Here is a 16,653-nt window from a genome sequence, read left to right as displayed (position 1 = left end):
GGCTGTCCACTCACGTCCCGTTTTCTTTCCCACTCTCACCGTCACCCCGGCGAAGGCCGGGGTCCAGGGGCCACAGGTACTTTGCTTTCCGTCTGCCCCCGTTTGAATTTTCCTCTGCTATCCACCCCTTGCCCTTTTCAATCAACGATTGGTATGCTCCCCCGGTTCGGCGTCTTTGGCTGAATGGCATGGTTTGGCCGGCGGTGGGCATGGGGCAGGAACTGGCGGCGCAGTTTGGCGCCATCTGGCATGTTCTGACGGCGGAATGGGAAAAGGTGGCGGTGGTTGCCACTCTGCTGGGGTTGGTGGCCGATGCCCTGACCCTGCTGGCCCCCGTCGCCGTATGGTTCCTGATTGTTGCGGTGCTGGTTGGCGGCGGCAGTTTCGTCCTGGCCCTGGTCCATCCGCCGCTTGCAGCGGATCTCTGGACAATCCAGGCCTATGCCCTGCCCACCGCGCTGGCGATGCTGGCGCTTCATCTTGCGCATGTGAAGGGGGGCAAGGAACGGGGCCTGCTGGCGGAGTATTTCGCCGTCGTGCGCAACATGCAGGACATGCTGCGCCGCGTGGAGCAAGGCCAGCAAAATATCGCGGTTGCCCAGATCGCTGATTCGGCGAAGCTGGATCAAATCCTTGACATACTGCGACAGAAGCAAGAGGGCACCCCCTCCCCCCTGGCGCAGCAGGCACAGGAAACGGCGGTTGACAGCGCCATCCAGGCGGCAGCTGCGGGTAATGACCGCATGGCAGCGGCGGTGAAACGCTTGCAGGCGGGCGATATCACCGGCGCCAGCGACCTGTTCCAGCAGGAGGCGGCGGCGCAGGAGGCCGCAGCCCGCGACAGCAACCGGCAGGCCGCCCAGGCCTATCTCAACCTCGGTGCCATTGTCGGGTTGAAAGACCCGATGCGGGCCTTGGCCGCCTATCGCCGCGCGGCGGAACTGGACCCGGATAATGCCCGCGCGCAATTGATGGCGGGCTATTTCGCCCTGGATACTGGCGACCCCAAAGCCGCCGCCCCCCGCCTGCGCCGCGTCCTGACCCTTGCCGGGGCGGGTGCCTATGACCGCTATTGGGCCAATCTCCGCTTGGGCGACCTGGCCATGGCCCAGGGGGATGGGCCGACCGCCCGTTCCTTGCTGGATCAGGCGCGGGTGATTGTGGAAGCAACATTAAGGGACGAACCGGATAGCACGGACTGGCAGCGCGAAAAATCTGTGCTGGAAAATCGTTTCGGCGATCTGCTGTCGGCGCAGGGCGATCTGGCGGGTGCGCTGGCAGCCTATCGCCGGGGTCTGGCGATCCGGAAGAAACTGTCCGCCGCGCAGACGGATCACGCGGCATGGCAGCGCGACCTTTCCATAAGCCATGAGAGGATCGGTGACACGCTGTCGGTGCAGGGCGATCTGACGGGTGCGCTGGCAGCCTATCGCCAGGGTTTGGCGATCCGGGAGAAACTGTCCGCCGCGCAGCCGGACAACGCGGAATGGCAGCGTGACCTTTCCGTCAGCCATCACAAGATCGGTGACACGCTGTTTGCGCAGGGCGATCTGGCGGGTGCGCTGACCGCCTATCGCCAGGGCTTGGCGATCCGGGAGAAACTGTCCGCCGCGCAGCCGGATCATGTGGAATGGCAGCGCGACCTTTCCGTCAGCCATGAGAGGATCGGTGACACGCTGTCGGCGCAGGGCGATCGGACGGGTGCCCTGGCCGCCTATCGTCAGGGCTTGGCGATCCGGGAGAAGCTGTCCGCCGCGCAGCCGGATCATCCAGTATGGCAGCGCGATCTTTCCGTCAGTCATGACAGGATCGGTGACACGCTGTCGGCGCAGGGCGATCTGCCGGGTGCGCTGACAGCATATCGCCAGAGTTTGGCGATCCGGGAGAAGCTGTCCGTTGCGCAGCCGTATCATGCGGCATGGCAACGCGACCTTTCCGTCAGCCATAACAAGATCGGTGAGACGCTGTCGGCGCAGGGCGATCTGCCGGGTGCGCTGGCAGCCTATCGCCAGGGTTTGGCGATCCGGGAGAAACTGTCCGCCGCGCAGCCGGATCACGCGGCATGGCAGCGCGATCTGGCCGTCAGTTACGCGAAAATGGGCATGGTGGCGGCGGCGCAGCGGGATGTGGAAGGGGCCAGGGGCTGGTTTCAGCGGGGATTGGGGATTATCAAGGGTTTGCTGGCAAAACAGCCGGACCATCCGCAATGGCAAAAGGATAAGGGTTATTTTGAAGGGGCGCTGCGGGCACTGGAGGGGTGAGTGTGGGCGCGGGGGGAGCTTGTTTTTCGGTGCCGTGCCTCTCTCTTCCGTCATCCCGGCGAAAGCCGGGACCCAGGGGCCGCGCGAACAACCTTTCCACAGCGTCCATCAGGGCAGCACCGACGGTTGTGCTTGTGACCCTGGGTCCCGGCTTTCGCCGGGATGACGGAAGGGGTAACGGAAGGGATGACGGGAAAAGGTGGGGCACGGGTCGCCGTTCATCACCGCCAAAGCCGCCCCCCATCACCCTTCCCCCCGGCCCCGCCTGCCCTACATCTCCCCTCACCCCCACAACACGCGGAGCCAGCCGATGCATACCCCCACGCCCGCCGATGGTTTCGCCTGGGTCACCGGTGCCTCCAGCGGGATCGGGGAATATGTGGCGCTGGCGTTGGCGGCGGAGGGGTGGACGGTGCTGGCGTCGGCGCGGCGGGTGGATGCCTTGCAGGATGTCGCGGCACGCAGCCGCGGGCCAGGGCGGATCATCCCGCTGCCGTTGGATGTGACCGACCTGCAGGGCGTGCGGGCGGCGGTGGCCGGGGCCTTGGCCACCCATGGGCCGATGGCGCTGGCCATCCTGAATGCCGGCACCTACAAGCCCGACGGGGCCAGGGGGCTGGATGCCGGGGATTTCGCCCGCACCGTCAATATCAACCTGATGGGCACGGTCAATTGCCTGGATGCGCTGCTGCCCGGCATGATCGGGCGGGGCACGGGGCATATCGTCATTGTCTCCTCCGTGGCGGGGTATCGCGGGCTGCCGCGGTCGCATTCCTATGGCGCGACCAAGGCGGCGCTGATCAATATGGCCGAAAGCCTGAAGATGGATGTGGAACGCTATGGGCTGAAAACCCAACTGGTTTGCCCCGGCTTCATCAAAACCCCGCTGACCGACAAGAACGACTTTCCCATGCCTTTCCTGATGCCGGTGGAAAAGGCGGCGGCGCGGCTGGTGGCGGCGCTGAAGGGGGATGGGTTCCAGATCACCTTTCCCCGGCGCTTCACCTGGGGCCTGCTGTTCTTGCGCCGGCTGCCCGATGCGCTGTATTTCCTGTTGGCCCGGCGCACCTTGCGGTAAGATCACCATCAAACGGGCGTTGGGCCTGATCAAGTGTGGGATGGATTGCAACAGCCATGAATGGCAGGGTTCCGGTAGAACAGGCGCTTAACGCCTATCTGCGTTTCTATCAGGAACTGCGCCCGGAAACCGTGTCGCGGCTGGACCGGCTGGCGGTGCCGGATGTGCATTTCAAAGACCCGTTCAATGATTTCCGCTCCCGCGACCGCATGAAGCAGGTGTTTGCCCGCATGTTCCAGCGGGTGGAACAGCCGCGCTTCATCATCCGCGACCATGCGATTTCCGAACAGATGACCTATCTGCGCTGGGGTTTCAGCTTCCGTACCGCCGGTGCGCCACGGCCGACGACGATTGAGGGCATGTCGGAGGTCAAGTTCGACATGGCGGGGCAGGTGACTTCCCATATCGATCATTGGGATGCCGCCGAGCAGTTCTATGAACGGCTGCCCGTGCTGGGCTGGGTGCTGCGTCAGATCAAGGCGCGCATGGCGGATTAGCACTTGCGGGCGGGCCGGGGCTGGCTTAACCCCCAGCGCTGGAACGCCACCAGCCACGCGGGATCGCCATCATGAGCATCGCCATCGTCCGTACCGTTGCCGACCTGCGCGCCCAGGTGGCGCAATGGCACCGCGAAGGGCTGCGCGTGGGCATGGTCCCCACCATGGGCGCCCTGCATGATGGGCACCTGACGCTGGTGCGCCGGGGTCGGGAACTGGCTGACCGGGTGGTGGCCAGTGTCTTCGTCAACCCCACCCAGTTCGGCCCGAATGAAGATTTCGCCCGCTATCCGCGTGACGAGGCGGGGGATGGGGCCAAGCTGGCCAGTGCCGGCTGTGACCTGCTGTTCGCGCCGACGGTCGATGTGATGTATCCCGCCGGCTTTGCCACCAGCATTGATGTCGGCCCCATCGCCACCCGCTGGGAAGGCGCTTTCCGCCCTGGCCATTTCCAGGGCGTGGCCACGGTGGTCACCAAACTGCTGTCGCAGGGGCAAGCCGATGTCGCCTGTTTTGGCGAAAAGGATTTCCAGCAACTGGCTGTCATCCGCCAGTTGGTGCGCGACCTGGATTTGCCGGTGGCCATTGAGGGCGTACCGACGGTGCGGGAGGCGGATGGTTTGGCGCTCTCCTCCCGCAACGCCTACCTTTCCAGTGAACAGCGACAGGTGGCGGGGCAATTGAACCGGATTTTGCGGGAGACCATCGCCGCCGTTTGCGCCCGCCCGGATACGGTTGAGGCCGCCTGCCAGCAGGCGAATGCCGCCCTGCTGGCGGCGGGGTTTGCGGCGGTGGATTACTTGGCAATGGTGGATGCCGCCACGCTGGAACCGCTGGCCACGCTGGGCAGCGCGCCTGCCCGCATTATCTGCACCGCCCGGATCGGCGGGGTGCGGCTGTTGGATAATATGCCGGTGGCCTGATCCAGCCTATCCACGTGCCCTCTGGCAGGCCAGACCATCCAGCAACATATCCAACCCGAACTGGAATCGCGCTTCCATATCGGTATCGAAAAGCGGCTCCATCAGGCCCAGCAGCCTTGGGTGGCTGGTGCCTGCCGCCTCGGCAAAGCGGGATTTCAGTGTCGCAAGGTCGACAACCAAAGCGCCCGCTGCATCCACCAGCCCCTGTTCTTCAATCGTGAAGCCGATCACGTAAAAGAACAGGGAGCCGTTGGCCCAGGCGGCGACCTTGGCGGAAAAGCCGGCACTGAGAAGCGACCCCATCACCCCGTCATTCACCCGCATAATGTTGGGGGTAACGATATAGGTGCCGGCATAAAGCCGTGCCCCATCGCGCCGGGACAATAGGCCCTGGCGTAGCTGGCGGGCGATCTGCTCCACCTGCGCCCGCCAAGCGGCGGCGGGGTCGATATCGACGCAGACCCGATCCAGCAGCCGATCGGCCAGATGGTCGATCAGCGCCTCCTTGTTCTTGAAATGCCAGTAAAGCGATGGTGCCTGGATGTTCAGGGCCTGCGCCAATCGCCGCATCGTCAACCCCTCCAACCCCACCATATCCAGCAGCGTCAGTGCTGCCTCTGTCACCTGTTCCCGCGTGATTTTCACCAACAGCCCCCTTGTTAACGCTTGCCACTCTAACAATGTTAGGTCAATCTAACGACGTTAGATTATGCGATGGAGGAGCATCATGGATGCCGGAAATGAGCGTGTGGAAAGCCTGGAGCAGTTGCGTACCCTGTATGAACTGCCGCAAGAGCGTATCCTGCGGATGAAGTTTCCCCGGCTGGATGGCTTCATGACCAGCTTCATTGCCGCCAGCCCGCTGGTGTTTATCGCTACGGCGGGCCCGGATGGGCTGGATAATTCACCACGGGGCGGGGCCCCCGGCTTTGTGCGCGTGGTGGATCAGGACCATATCGCCATTCCAGACTGGCCCGGTAATAACAAGCTGGAAAGCATGACCAACATCCTGTCCTCTGATGGGCGGTGCGGCCTGGTTTTTGTTGTGCCCTATGCCGATACGTTCCTGCGCATCAACGGCAAGGCTGTGCTGTCCCGCCGGGCGGATCTGCTGGAAAGCATGACGGAAGGTGGCCGGGTGCCGAAACTGGCCATCCTGCTGGCGGTTCAGGAAGCCTATTTCCATTGCGGCAAGGCGCTCCGCCGCTCCCATATCTGGCAGCCGACAAAATGGCAGAAGTCTGAACTGCCTTCCGTCGGCACCATGATGAAGGCGGTGTCGGATGTGGCTGAGGTGACGGCGGAGATGATTGATGCCGATTATCAGCGGGCCTTGCGAGAAAATCTTTATGGTTGAGGGAAAGCCTGGCCCCCGTCGCCTGGTCAGGCGCTGGGGGCCACTCCTCCTTGCTTACCACACGCCCGTATTCGCCATGCTGGCCCAGGGTTCCTGCTTGGGCAGGGCCCCACCCTTCTGCAGCAGTTCGATGGAAATATTGTCCGGCGAGCGGATGAAGGCCATGTAGCCATCGCGCGGCGGGCGGTTGATGGTCACCCCCTTGTCCAGCAGCGCCTGACAGGTGGCATAGATATCTTCCACCTGGAAGGCGAGATGGCCGAAATTGCGCCCGCCGGTATAGACCTCCGGATCCCAGTTATAGGTCAGCTCAATCTCGGCCTGCGGGTTCTCGTCGGCACCCAGATAGACCAGGGTGAAGCGCCCGGCCTGGTTTTCCATCCGCCGGGTTTCCTTCAGCCCCAGCTTGTTGCAATAAAAATCCAGCGACTGTTCCAGGTCGGTCACGCGGACCATGGTGTGAAGATATTTCATGGTTTCCAGTCCGTTGCGGGGGAATGATGCCGGCAAAGATAGGCGCTGCCCGGCCTGCTGCCCAGCCCCGGCATGGCAGATACTGTCTGAATGTACGGGGTGACAGGATCATTGCCCCGTTGCATTGCAGTATTTTTCATGCTGGCATGGTGTCCAACCAAAACGGGTAACTAAATAAGATAAGGCCGGACATATCCGGCAGGAAACGGGCATGACCAGCGACCCGATTGCACAGGTGTGGATTTTGGTGGCGGCCGGGCTGGTCTTCATGATGCAGCTGGGCTTCTGCCTGCTGGAGGTCGGGTTTGTCCGGGCCAAAAACAGCATCAATGTTGCCATCAAGAATGTGATGGATTTCTGCATTGCCGGCTTCTTGTTCTGGCTGTTCGGCTATGCCCTGATGTTCGGGCCCAGTCTGGGCGGGTTGATCGGGCTGGGGCCGCTGATGCCCGAACATACCGGGCGGCCGGATATGCTGGTCTTTCTGCTGTTTCAGATGATGTTCTGCGGCACGGCCACCACCATCGTCTCCGGTGCGGTGGCCGAGCGCATGGGCTACAGCTCCTACATCGTTGTTTCGGCCCTGCTGTCGGCCCTGATCTATCCGGTTTTCGGCCATTGGGCCTGGGGCGGCATGGCCGGGCCGGGCAGTCAGGGTTGGTTGTCGGCGCTGGGCTTCATTGATTTTGCCGGCTCCACCGTGGTGCATTCGGTGGGGGGCTGGCTGGCGCTGGCGGCGGTACTGGTGATCGGTCCGCGCTCCGGACGGTTTGATCCCGGCACGCGCGCCATGGGCGGCAACAGCCTGACCATGGCAGCGGCTGGCGTGCTGGTGCTGTGGTTCGGCTGGCTGGGTTTCAATGGCGGCAGCGTGCTGGGGGAGGTGACCAAGGCGCCCGGCGTGCTGCTGAACACCATGGTGGCCGGCTGTGCCGGTGGGCTGGCCGGGCATTTCATCGCTCTGGCCACGCTGCGCCGCGCCACGGTGGAACATTTCCTTAACGGGATTCTGGGCGGGCTGGTGGCGGTGACGGCCGGTGCCCTGGTACTGGGCACGGGGGCGGCGGCCCTGGTGGGGGCAACCGGTGGGGTGATGGTGCTGTTCGGGCAGAAGGTGCTTGACCATTTCCGCATCGATGATGCGGTGGGGGCGGTGCCGGTGCATCTGTTTGCCGGCGTTTGGGGCACCTTGTGCGTGGCCCTGTTCGGGGATGTCGCCCTGTTCGGCACCGGGCTGGACCGCTGGCAGCAATTACAGGCCCAGGCCATTGGCGTGCTAGCCTGTGGGGGCTTTGCTTTTGGCAGCGGCTATGCACTGCTGTACCTGTTCAACCGGATCTTCCCGCTGCGCATTGATGCCGAATCGGAACGGCTGGGCCTGAATATCGCCGAGCATGGCGCCACCTCACCGATGATGGATCTGGCGGCGGAGATGGAGCGCCACCGGCTGGAAGGCAAGTTCGACCGGCCCGTGCATGTGGAGCCGCAATCCGATGTGGAGTTGATCGCCGCCCAGTATAACCGGGTGATTGACCGGGTGACCTCGGAGATTCAGCGTCACGAACAATTGTTGGATGAGCTCGGCCGCGCCAAAGTAGAGGCGGAGAATTCCAACCTGGCCAAATCACAGTTCCTGGCTACCATGAGCCATGAGCTGCGCACGCCGCTGAACGCCGTCATCGGTTTCTCCCACCTGATCGCCGATCAGGCCTATGGGCCGATTGACGGGCGCTATGTGGAACACGCGCGCGATATCAATGATGGTGGCAAGCATCTGCTGGCGCTGGTCAATGATGTGCTGGATTTCTCCCGACTGGAGGCGGGGAAGTTCCAGCTGAACGAACAGCCACTGGATTTGCGACGTGTGTTGTATGGCGTCCACCGGCTGATGCTGCCCCTGGCAGAAAGCAGCAGCCTGGATCTGCGGCTGGACGTGCCGGAAGGGTTGCCCTCCATGCTGGCCGATGAACGGGCGGTGCGGCAGATTTTGATCAATCTGGTGGGCAATGCGGTGAAGTTCACCCCGGCCGGCGGGCGGGTCAGGATCGGTGCCATGCTGGAACCCGACCGCCGGCTTTGCCTCAATGTCTCGGATACGGGTATCGGCATGGACCCGCAATCGGTGCCCAAGGCGCTGGAACCCTTCACCCAGTTGGAAGGCGGGCTGGCCAAGGGGCATGGCGGCTCCGGCCTGGGCCTGTCGCTGGTCAATGCCCTGGTGCGCCTGCATGAGGGCACGATGGTCATCCAGACAGCGCGCGGCCAGGGCACCAGCGTTGCCATCCGCTTCCCCATTGCCCGCACGCTGGACCTGCCAGCGGCAGAGGGGCGGCGGGTGGCGGGGTAAATTGTGACCTGCTCCCTGGAAATGGGTCCGGTGCAAAGTAAAATTCTCCTGACCGAGGAGGGCTATTTGAGGGCTCTGCTTATGACCGATGACGTTTTGGGGAGCAGGTCACATTGCCCGTGAATAGGGCGGGTTAGAATTTTACCTCAATACCGGAGATGGCGTAGAGCCCAGGCTGCTTATAGCCCACTTCTTCAATGATGTTCGCATCGAGCGCGTTCTGGACGCGGCCATAGACGCTTAGCCAATCCGTGACACGATATCGTCCGGATAAATCCAGGCGCCAGTAACTATCCGTACTGATATCGCCTGCCCAACGCAGCCGTGGGCCGACATAATAAAGGTTCGTTCCCAAATCGACACGATCCGATGCATAATTGAGCCCAAAATTAATCTTGTGATAGGCAACCTGAAACATGCGGTTCCACGCGCCGGATGCTGCCTTTGTTTTTGCATCAGTGTAACTATAGGTTATATTTCCGGAAACATTTGGCAAAATCTGATAGCGCGCAGCCAACTCAACGCCCTGGGACATTGCAGCGTCACGATTGACGTACAAGCCGCGTCCCGTCCCCGCGACACGGGGATTAACGATACTGGAATCGAACATGATGATGTTGTGAATCATGGAATGATAGACGGCGAGGTCTATACTCGCGGTGCCGCCAAACAACTTATGGCGTATGCCACCCTCGACGGTTTTGCCGTTTGCTGGCGTGAGGTTGCCATTCCCGTAGGTTGGGTTGAACAGTTGCGACAATGTCGGCTGGGTGAAGCTGGTGCCGTAATTCGCATATACCGAGGTAGAAGAGGCAATATCAAAGGCCGACCCTACACTATAGGTAATCTCACGCCCCCAGACACTGTAATCGTCAAGCCTCACCCCGGCATTAGGGTGCATTTTTCCATTCATTACATCGAACTGAAGTTGTCCGTACACGGATTTCACGCTTTGCTTCGTATCGCTGGTTATGGCAGTGGCGTTGCGCCCCAAAAATTTCTGCTGCAAATATGTCGCCCCAAACAGCGCTGTCAGGTCATTCTCGCTGTAAACGAGATTATAGTCAGCCTGCTTGTTCTTGCCCGTCGTATAGGAAACGTAACCGCGGTCAAAAATAGGAATTGGCGCTCCCTTGGCGTAGGTAACGCCGTTATAGACGAAATTTTTCAGCGGCGCCGGCTGATATGCCAACAGACCGTCATCCAGATCAGTCGTGTCGTAATCGCGCTTCATTCCGGAGAGCTGAAGTTTCTGGCTCCAACGGTCGCTGATCTTGTGTTTTGCCCAGATCGTTCCGACAAGAAATTCTGACTGACTATTCTGATTGGGATCGGGAACCTGAAACGACCAGTAGGTCTCCGGCGTCTGGCAACAATAGGCTTCTTTCAGTTCCGCATATTGGAAACGGTTGTCCGTCCGGTAAACGCTGGAGCCAATCTCGAAAGCTTCCTTCACATAAGATATTTTTCCACTAAATGACTTATCTTTAAAATATTCGAACTGGTGAACGCCGCCACTATCTGTAATTGATCCATTAAGAGCGAAATTGAGAGTTCCGTCGCCCACATCGAAATTGTTACGATAATTGGCGCGGATTTTCTTCCATTTTAATGATCCACCTTCCACGGCAACGGCAGATTCGGGAGACTCTCCGCCCTTGGTCGTAAGCGAGATGACGCCCGCTGTGGTATCGGCACCATACACGGTAGCGTGTGGACCTCGCAGAACCTCCAGACTGCCAATCATCGATGGGTCGATCTGGCCGATCAGATTGCCAATTCCGCCAGAGTTTCCGTCATTCATCACCACACCGTCCAGCACGAACAGAATACTGTTCGAGAATCCGCGCAGCCGAAGATAATTAAATTGTCCGGGACCACCGGCTTTCTTAAATTCGATACTAGGCTGTGCCCGCAGGACTTCCGTGAGGTCGATATGGGCCTTGGCCTCTATCTCGCCCGCATCGACCACCGTGGTCGGCTGCGTCATTTTCTTTAGCTGGGTTCGTACTTTTGTGGCGCTGACAATGATCGCATCGGCGCTCGCGGTCTGTTGCACGTCGCCAGCAGCCATCTGCAAAGGTTCGACGTTTTCCGCTGCATGGGCTGTCATGAAACACGCGATGCTCATGGGCAAGGCCAATGTCGCTTTTAGATTCATTTTAATATCCAGGATCAAAAGATGGACATGCGGCAACTCTGTCCATTGCTGGACAGAGAGCCGGAAAAGGAAGGGGGCCCGGCTGCGCCGCCGGGATCGGGCTCAGGCGCGCGTCAGCGACATGCGTGTGCCATTCCAGCCCGGGAATAAGGTTGAATCCCGATCAGGCTTGATATCAAGTTGGGTACCGGCCAGTTCGGTCAGGACAGCGCGGTAATCGGTTGTGACCGGAAGATCGATTTGGTCTTCCAGCGCATCGCGCTCGAACCGCTCGGGTAGTTCTCCGTAAATTTTTCCGCCTTTGATGTTCTGGCCAAGCGCGAATATTGCGGTCGCGCGACCATGGTCTGCCCCTGCTCCGTCGTTACCCACGACGTTGCGCCCGAAATCGGTATGGGTGACCAACACAACATCGTCACGATGTCGACCGAGATCGTCCCAGAAGGCCGCAACGGTGTTGGCAAAATCACGGGCGACCGGCGGGAACGAGAATTTTCCGGCGGCGTCGAGTGCCTTGGAATGCGTGTCCCACGATCCCATCGCATTGGCGCCTGATCTTGACTCGGCAAAAGCCACCTGCAGCCCGATATCGGCCTTGATGAGCTGTGCGATGTTGCGCATCCCGCTTGCGAAGGTCGAGTTTTCTGGATAGTTGGCGGCGCTGCTGGCGGTGTTTTTGGCGACAGCGAGGACACGCGCCGCCTCAAAGCTCAGCTTTCCCGCTGTGCGCAGTGCGGCGTTGTCACTCTCGGCGTAAAGCCGCTCCACCGCGCTCATCGATGCTGAATTCCCCGCGGGCGGCCTCAGGCCGAGGGCCAGTTGGTCCAGATCGGTAATGGATGTAACGGGCTGAGCGCCATACAAAATGCGGGGTTGCTCGGGCGTGAGGGAAGCCGCGCGCAGCAATCGGCCCTCACCATCCGGAGCCGCTGCAAGCGCGCGGTTCAACCAGCCATCGGCCGTAGCCTTATTGCCAGGCGTGCCCGACTCCCACCACTGCGCCGCGTCGGCATGTGAACGGCTGTTGTGAGGCGAACCGGCAGCGTGAATGATCGCCAGGCTCCCGTCCCGATAAAGGGGTGCGAGCGCGCTTAAGGCAGGGTGAAGACCATATTGGCCATCCAGGTCCAGAAGCGCATTTTCTTTGCCGGATCCGGGGGCAGGCAACGTCATGTGTGGCCTGAGCCGGGCCAGGGATTCGCTGGTATAGGGAGATACAGCGAGGAGGCCGTCCATGCCAAAGCGCTGATAGACAACCACCAGTACTTTTTTGCGTGCATTGCTCCCCATCGCCGCTAATGCCGCATTGCCGAAAAACATCGGCGCCATTGCACCGGCCGCAAAGGCGGCCAGGCCGCCGGACTGTATAAAGAGGCGTCGTGTGACCATAATTTCTATCTCCCCAAAAGATGATGGCGGATTGGACGTTCGCTCTTTTATCGAAGCTGAAACAGCGGACTGGCGAGCAGTGTGGCCAAAATGTGGGTTGGGCTGGCAGTGCCTTCCCGTTCCAGCATATCCACCGCGTGGTGCGCATCTTGATGGTGCAGCAGTTCGGTTGTCAGGGAAGCCAGGCGGACCTCAGCGGACGGGGTGATGACGACCCCATCGAGTTGACCGCCAGACAGGTCTTTCGCAAATCTGATGCGTGCCGATAAGGTGGCCGGATTGATCCACTGGTGTGTTTCAGGCAAACCATGGGAGTCCAGATAGGCGTAGAGCGGTTGCCCCATATCACCAATGGACTTTACGAGAGTATCTGTTGCGCGCACATCGGCTTGCGTTGCGCGTAATGCACTGACGACATATTGCAGCGGCGTCTTTATTTTGGGCCGGGTTGCGGCTTGCTTCCAGAACTCGGGCGATTGAACCAATGTGCGCAAGACTGCACGCAGGTCGCCCTGGCTACGTTCAAAACGCCGTGCCAACGTGGTGGTCAATGCCTCACTGGGCTGATCGCCAACGAAATGCTCTGCCAGCTTTTGCGCTATGTGCCGCGCTGTCGCGGGATTGGCGGCCAGTAGGTCGAGAAGTTTCTCGCCTTCTTCCAAACCACCTCCCGCAGGGAACACCCGGCCCAGCACGCGCTTGCTCGTGGCATCATGGTGATCAGCCCGGAATAGGAAGCTGCCCTGCCTTACGAAACCGCCCGCCGCCGCCTCGGCGAAACCACTTTTGAACCAGTCGTCGGACGCGCCGTAGGGCAGGCTGGACCAGCCGGTTAGCACACGCGCCGCGTCCTGCAGGTCATTGGGCGTATATGCCCTGTCGCTACCCAATGTTTGCTGCATGATGATGCGGGAGAATTCAAGATTGGGGCCGCTCTCGGGCCAGAAGCGCCGTGGCAGAATCAGATCTTCCTCATTGGCAATATCCTGCAGCTCCTGGCGTACCGCAGCAATGCGCTTGATGTCGCCGTTTGCCTGGAGTTTCGTCAGCGCTCTTCCCATGGCTGTGTCAGCCTCGGGCACAGTTTGCTTCTGGGCATCGCCCCGAAAAGCTTCGATCATCGCTGGGTGTTTGGCGGCCGCCCCCAGAAGAGCGCGGAATCTTCCTAACACATTGGGACGGATTGCTTCCGTTTCGTAAAACAAAACCCAGGGCCGTGACCGGAAATTGCTGCTGCTGGTGTAGAAGTGATTCTGCCAAAAATCAGTCAGAACTTCCTGTAGCTGATTTTCGCTGAAGGTGGCGCGGACGATTTTTTGGCCCGCAAGTTCCTGATACAGCTCTTTTTCCTGATTCAGATATCCCTGGCTTTGACGAAAACGCACCAGCTTGCGGTTGGCCCATTCCCCATCGACCATCGCATCGGCGGGCGGCACAAGGTCATAGAAGCGCCGGGCATGGGCGGTACTTTGCGAGAAGCTGGGAAATTTCGAGAAAAGCTGCTGGTGCGTCATGGACAATGCCGGAAAGGCGGCGAGCTTGATATCGAGTGTATTCTCCTCAGCAGCCTGGGCAAGTTGCTGTTCGAACCAGCGCCCCAGCCCCATGGCGACGACCCGATCAATGTCGCCGGGACGGGCGCCAAATGTGAAGCGGTTGAGGAGCACCCTAGCCGCTTCGCGTTGATCCAGCCCGGCTTCCGCATAAGGTAAAGTCAAGGTTTCGGATCGGCTCTGCTGTGCCTGTGGGGGCGCCGTCAACGAAACCAGACCGACGCCGGCGACTTTGACTTCTGCCGCATTTGTCGGCTCAGCCTCATCTACGGTCGCTGCATGAAGCAACGGTGCGTAGGTCAGCAAGAGTGCCAGGGTAAAAGCGGTGAGCCCCGACCGTGGGATATGGATGTGGCTCATGGACAGTCCTCATCTGCTTTTGTTTTCAAGCATGGTGGCGACCAAGGGCAGGTCGCTGCGAGGACGAAAGGAGGGAACGAAACTATAGTCGCGGCAAGTTGATAACGGTTGAAGGCGGGCTACATGACGTAGGAAGCAAGTTACAGAATGTTACGAAACCGGGAGATCTGAACTGACCCGGATTTGTAGCCGGTCGCTGTTATTTTTAGATATTTGTGTTTTATAACAATTAATTACCGTTATTTTAGGGCCTGTTGAGATTTGGTCTTCCATCGGAGGCGAGAGCGTGATTCAAGAATCGGATGGAAAGAGCTGGTCCCCCGTGAGCGGACAGTTTGCTAAGCCTGGTTCGGCCTTATTGAAGGACGACCGACATGACGGGACAGAGGAAGCGATATTCGGCTGATTTCAAGGCGAAGGTGGTACTTGATGCGATCCGGGGCGAGTTGACGATGGCGCAGCTTGTGTCGCAGTACGGTGTGCGCCAGACGATGATCAGCGCTTGGCGCAAGCAGGCGATCGAGGGGATGGCCGGTGACGTTTTGGGGAGCAGGTCATTTGGCGCAGACAGCAAAAAGCCGCTGATCCCTTTTGAGGATCAACGGCTTAAGCATTGGATGCGGGGACAGGATTTGAACCTGTGACCTTCAGGTTATGAGTTTGAAAAGTATTCATACGATCAAATACGGCGGTACCAGCCCATTACCCATAACATACTGTTTATAAATACTAATCCAAATGAGCCATTGCCTCTCAAATACGCTTCAGTTACCCTAATTTCACTCTCTCCTGTTACCTATATGTTACCTGCGGACCGGTGGCATGACCACAGTTTTTTGGCAGGAACGGAGGCTGATTGTGGCGAAACTGACCAAGCGCGTGGTCGAACAGTTGAAGCCGGAAGCCGTCGAAACCGTCCATTGGGATGACGAACTTCGCGGCTTCGGCGTGCGGGTCTGGCCATCGGGTCGCAAGGTTTATGTCGCCATGACGCGGGTCAAGGGCCGGCTGCGGAAGGTGACGATCGGCACGCATGGCCCCATCACCGCCGAGAAAGCCCGGATCAAGGCGCACGAGATCATCTCACAGGCGAAGGCTGGCAACGACCCGGTCAAGGAACTGGACGTGGCCCGCAAATCGCCTACGGTCAAAGGGCTCGGCGAGCGTTTCCTCAAGGAACATGTCGCCGTCCGCTGCAAGCCCTCCACCCAGTATGAATACAAGCGCTCCGTCGAGTTGTTCATCAATCCCGAGATCGGTACCCGCAAGGTCCTCGATATCGAGCGCCGAGACATCGCCGAAATGCACCAATCCCTGCAGCACATTCCCTACCAGGCCAACCGGACTCTGGGCGTGTTGTCCAAGATGTTCAATCTGGCCGAAGTCTGGGGGCTGCGACCGGACGGCAGCAATCCCTGCCTGCATGTGAAGAAGTATAGTGAGGAGAAGCGCGAACGGTTTCTGGGCGCCGACGAATACGCCTCCCTGGGCCGGACATTGGCCGAGGTCGAGGCGGATGGTTCGGAGCCTCCAGCCGTGGTGGCCGCCGTCCGGTTGCTGATGCTGACGGGCTGCCGCCTGGGCGAGGTCATGACCTTGAAATGGTCCTACGTGGATTGGCAGGCGCGGGCGTTGCGGCTGCCGGATTCCAAGACAGGTACCAAAATCGTACATTTCGGGGAAGTGGTAGCCGCCGTCCTGCGGTCCATCCCCCGGCTGCAGGATAATCCCTGGGTCATCACCGGCACGAAGGAAGGTGCCCGGCTGACCGACTTGCAGCCGCCCTGGCGCCGCATCCGCAAGAAGGCCGGGCTGGATGATGTCCGCATCCATGATCTGCGGCACTCGTTCGCCAGCGGCGCCCTGTTCCTGGGAGAAGGACTGCCGATGATCGGCAAGCTGCTCGGACATACCCAAGTGCAGACCACGGCCCGTTACGCCCATCTGGCGGCCGATCCGGTCAAGAATGCCATGGAGAAGGTCTCAGACTTCATTGCCAAGCAGGCGACGATCAGTACAAAGCGGCGGCGCAATCACAAATACACGGTCCAGCCCTTGGGATCCTGGGCAAGCGCGAAATCAGCACCGTAGAGGTAGGGCACCCCCTGCCCTTTCGTCCTTCATAGCTGGACTTGCCCTGGCAAAGTGGAGAGCCATCATCCTAAAATTTGGGTTTGATGGAGGTTTTGATGGTTCGAGTAAAGCAGGTCAAGATCACGGCGGAATTCAAGCGAGATGCGCTGCGGATTTTGT

General features: G+C 60.1%; 12 protein-coding genes and 1 pseudogene. 8 read left to right on the top strand and 5 right to left on the bottom strand.

Annotated elements, in window-relative coordinates:
- The first annotated feature begins 188 nt into the window (after nt 1-188).
- From GE253_RS15155 to panC, 4 genes are all read left to right on the top strand, one after another.
- Entirely contained in the window at nt 189-2,261 is a 2,073-nt protein-coding gene (locus GE253_RS15155; protein ID WP_153205012.1) for a tetratricopeptide repeat protein, read from the top strand.
- A gap of 310 nt (nt 2,262-2,571) precedes the next feature.
- Nucleotides 2,572-3,339: an SDR family NAD(P)-dependent oxidoreductase gene (locus GE253_RS15150; RefSeq protein ID WP_153205011.1), complete on the top strand. Its 768-nt coding sequence runs from the start codon at nt 2,572-2,574 to the stop codon at nt 3,337-3,339.
- Nucleotides 3,340-3,395: 56 nt separating this feature from the next.
- On the top strand, nt 3,396-3,836 hold the full coding sequence (locus GE253_RS15145; protein ID WP_153205010.1) for a nuclear transport factor 2 family protein: 441 nt from the start codon (nt 3,396-3,398) through the stop codon (nt 3,834-3,836).
- 71 nt (nt 3,837-3,907) lie between these two features.
- The gene (panC, locus tag GE253_RS15140) at nt 3,908-4,759 is read left to right on the top strand and encodes a pantoate--beta-alanine ligase (protein ID WP_153205009.1); all 852 of its coding nucleotides are present in this window, start codon (nt 3,908-3,910) and stop codon (nt 4,757-4,759) included.
- A 6-nt stretch (nt 4,760-4,765) separates the two neighbouring features.
- On the opposite strand, the gene GE253_RS15135 is transcribed toward panC, so the two are convergent.
- Entirely contained in the window at nt 4,766-5,404 is a 639-nt protein-coding gene (locus tag GE253_RS15135; RefSeq protein ID WP_211101484.1) for a TetR/AcrR family transcriptional regulator C-terminal domain-containing protein, read from the bottom strand.
- A gap of 82 nt (nt 5,405-5,486) precedes the next feature.
- Between GE253_RS15135 and GE253_RS15130 the strand changes: the two genes are divergently transcribed.
- Nucleotides 5,487-6,116 (top strand): MSMEG_1061 family FMN-dependent PPOX-type flavoprotein, encoded by a 630-nt coding sequence (locus GE253_RS15130; protein WP_173012662.1) that lies wholly within the window; start codon nt 5,487-5,489, stop codon nt 6,114-6,116.
- A gap of 54 nt (nt 6,117-6,170) precedes the next feature.
- Here the strand turns inward: GE253_RS15130 and GE253_RS15125 are convergent, their stop codons facing one another.
- A complete protein-coding gene (locus GE253_RS15125) occupies nt 6,171-6,590 on the bottom strand; it encodes a VOC family protein (protein WP_153205007.1) in 420 nt (139 codons plus the stop codon).
- 211 nt (nt 6,591-6,801) lie between these two features.
- Between GE253_RS15125 and amt the strand changes: the two genes are divergently transcribed.
- Nucleotides 6,802-8,937, top strand: coding sequence for an ammonium transporter (gene amt, locus GE253_RS15120; RefSeq protein ID WP_153205006.1), 2,136 nt, complete (start codon nt 6,802-6,804; stop codon nt 8,935-8,937).
- Between the two features lie 133 nt (nt 8,938-9,070).
- Here the strand turns inward: amt and GE253_RS15115 are convergent, their stop codons facing one another.
- The 3 genes from GE253_RS15115 to GE253_RS15105 form a co-directional block, all read right to left on the bottom strand.
- A complete protein-coding gene (locus tag GE253_RS15115) occupies nt 9,071-11,098 on the bottom strand; it encodes a TonB-dependent receptor (RefSeq protein WP_153205005.1) in 2,028 nt (675 codons plus the stop codon).
- Between the two features lie 102 nt (nt 11,099-11,200).
- Complete coding sequence (locus tag GE253_RS15110; RefSeq protein WP_153205004.1) at nt 11,201-12,487, bottom strand: DUF1501 domain-containing protein; 1,287 nt, start codon at nt 12,485-12,487, stop codon at nt 11,201-11,203.
- A 47-nt stretch (nt 12,488-12,534) separates the two neighbouring features.
- Entirely contained in the window at nt 12,535-14,400 is a 1,866-nt protein-coding gene (locus GE253_RS15105) for a DUF1800 domain-containing protein (RefSeq protein ID WP_153205003.1), read from the bottom strand.
- A gap of 374 nt (nt 14,401-14,774) precedes the next feature.
- Between GE253_RS15105 and GE253_RS15100 the strand changes: the two are divergent.
- A pseudogene (locus tag GE253_RS15100) lies at nt 14,775-15,029 on the top strand (transposase); the annotation flags it as partial.
- Between the two features lie 193 nt (nt 15,030-15,222).
- Nucleotides 15,223-16,491, top strand: coding sequence for a site-specific integrase (locus GE253_RS15095; protein ID WP_153205001.1), 1,269 nt, complete (start codon nt 15,223-15,225; stop codon nt 16,489-16,491).
- The last annotated feature ends 162 nt before the right edge of the window (nt 16,492-16,653 follow it).

Source organism: Niveispirillum sp. SYP-B3756, from assembly GCF_009495745.1.
Classification (GTDB): Bacteria; Pseudomonadota; Alphaproteobacteria; order Azospirillales; family Azospirillaceae; genus Niveispirillum.
Note: the sequence above shows the minus strand (reverse complement) of the source record. Positions and strands in the feature narration are given on the sequence as shown.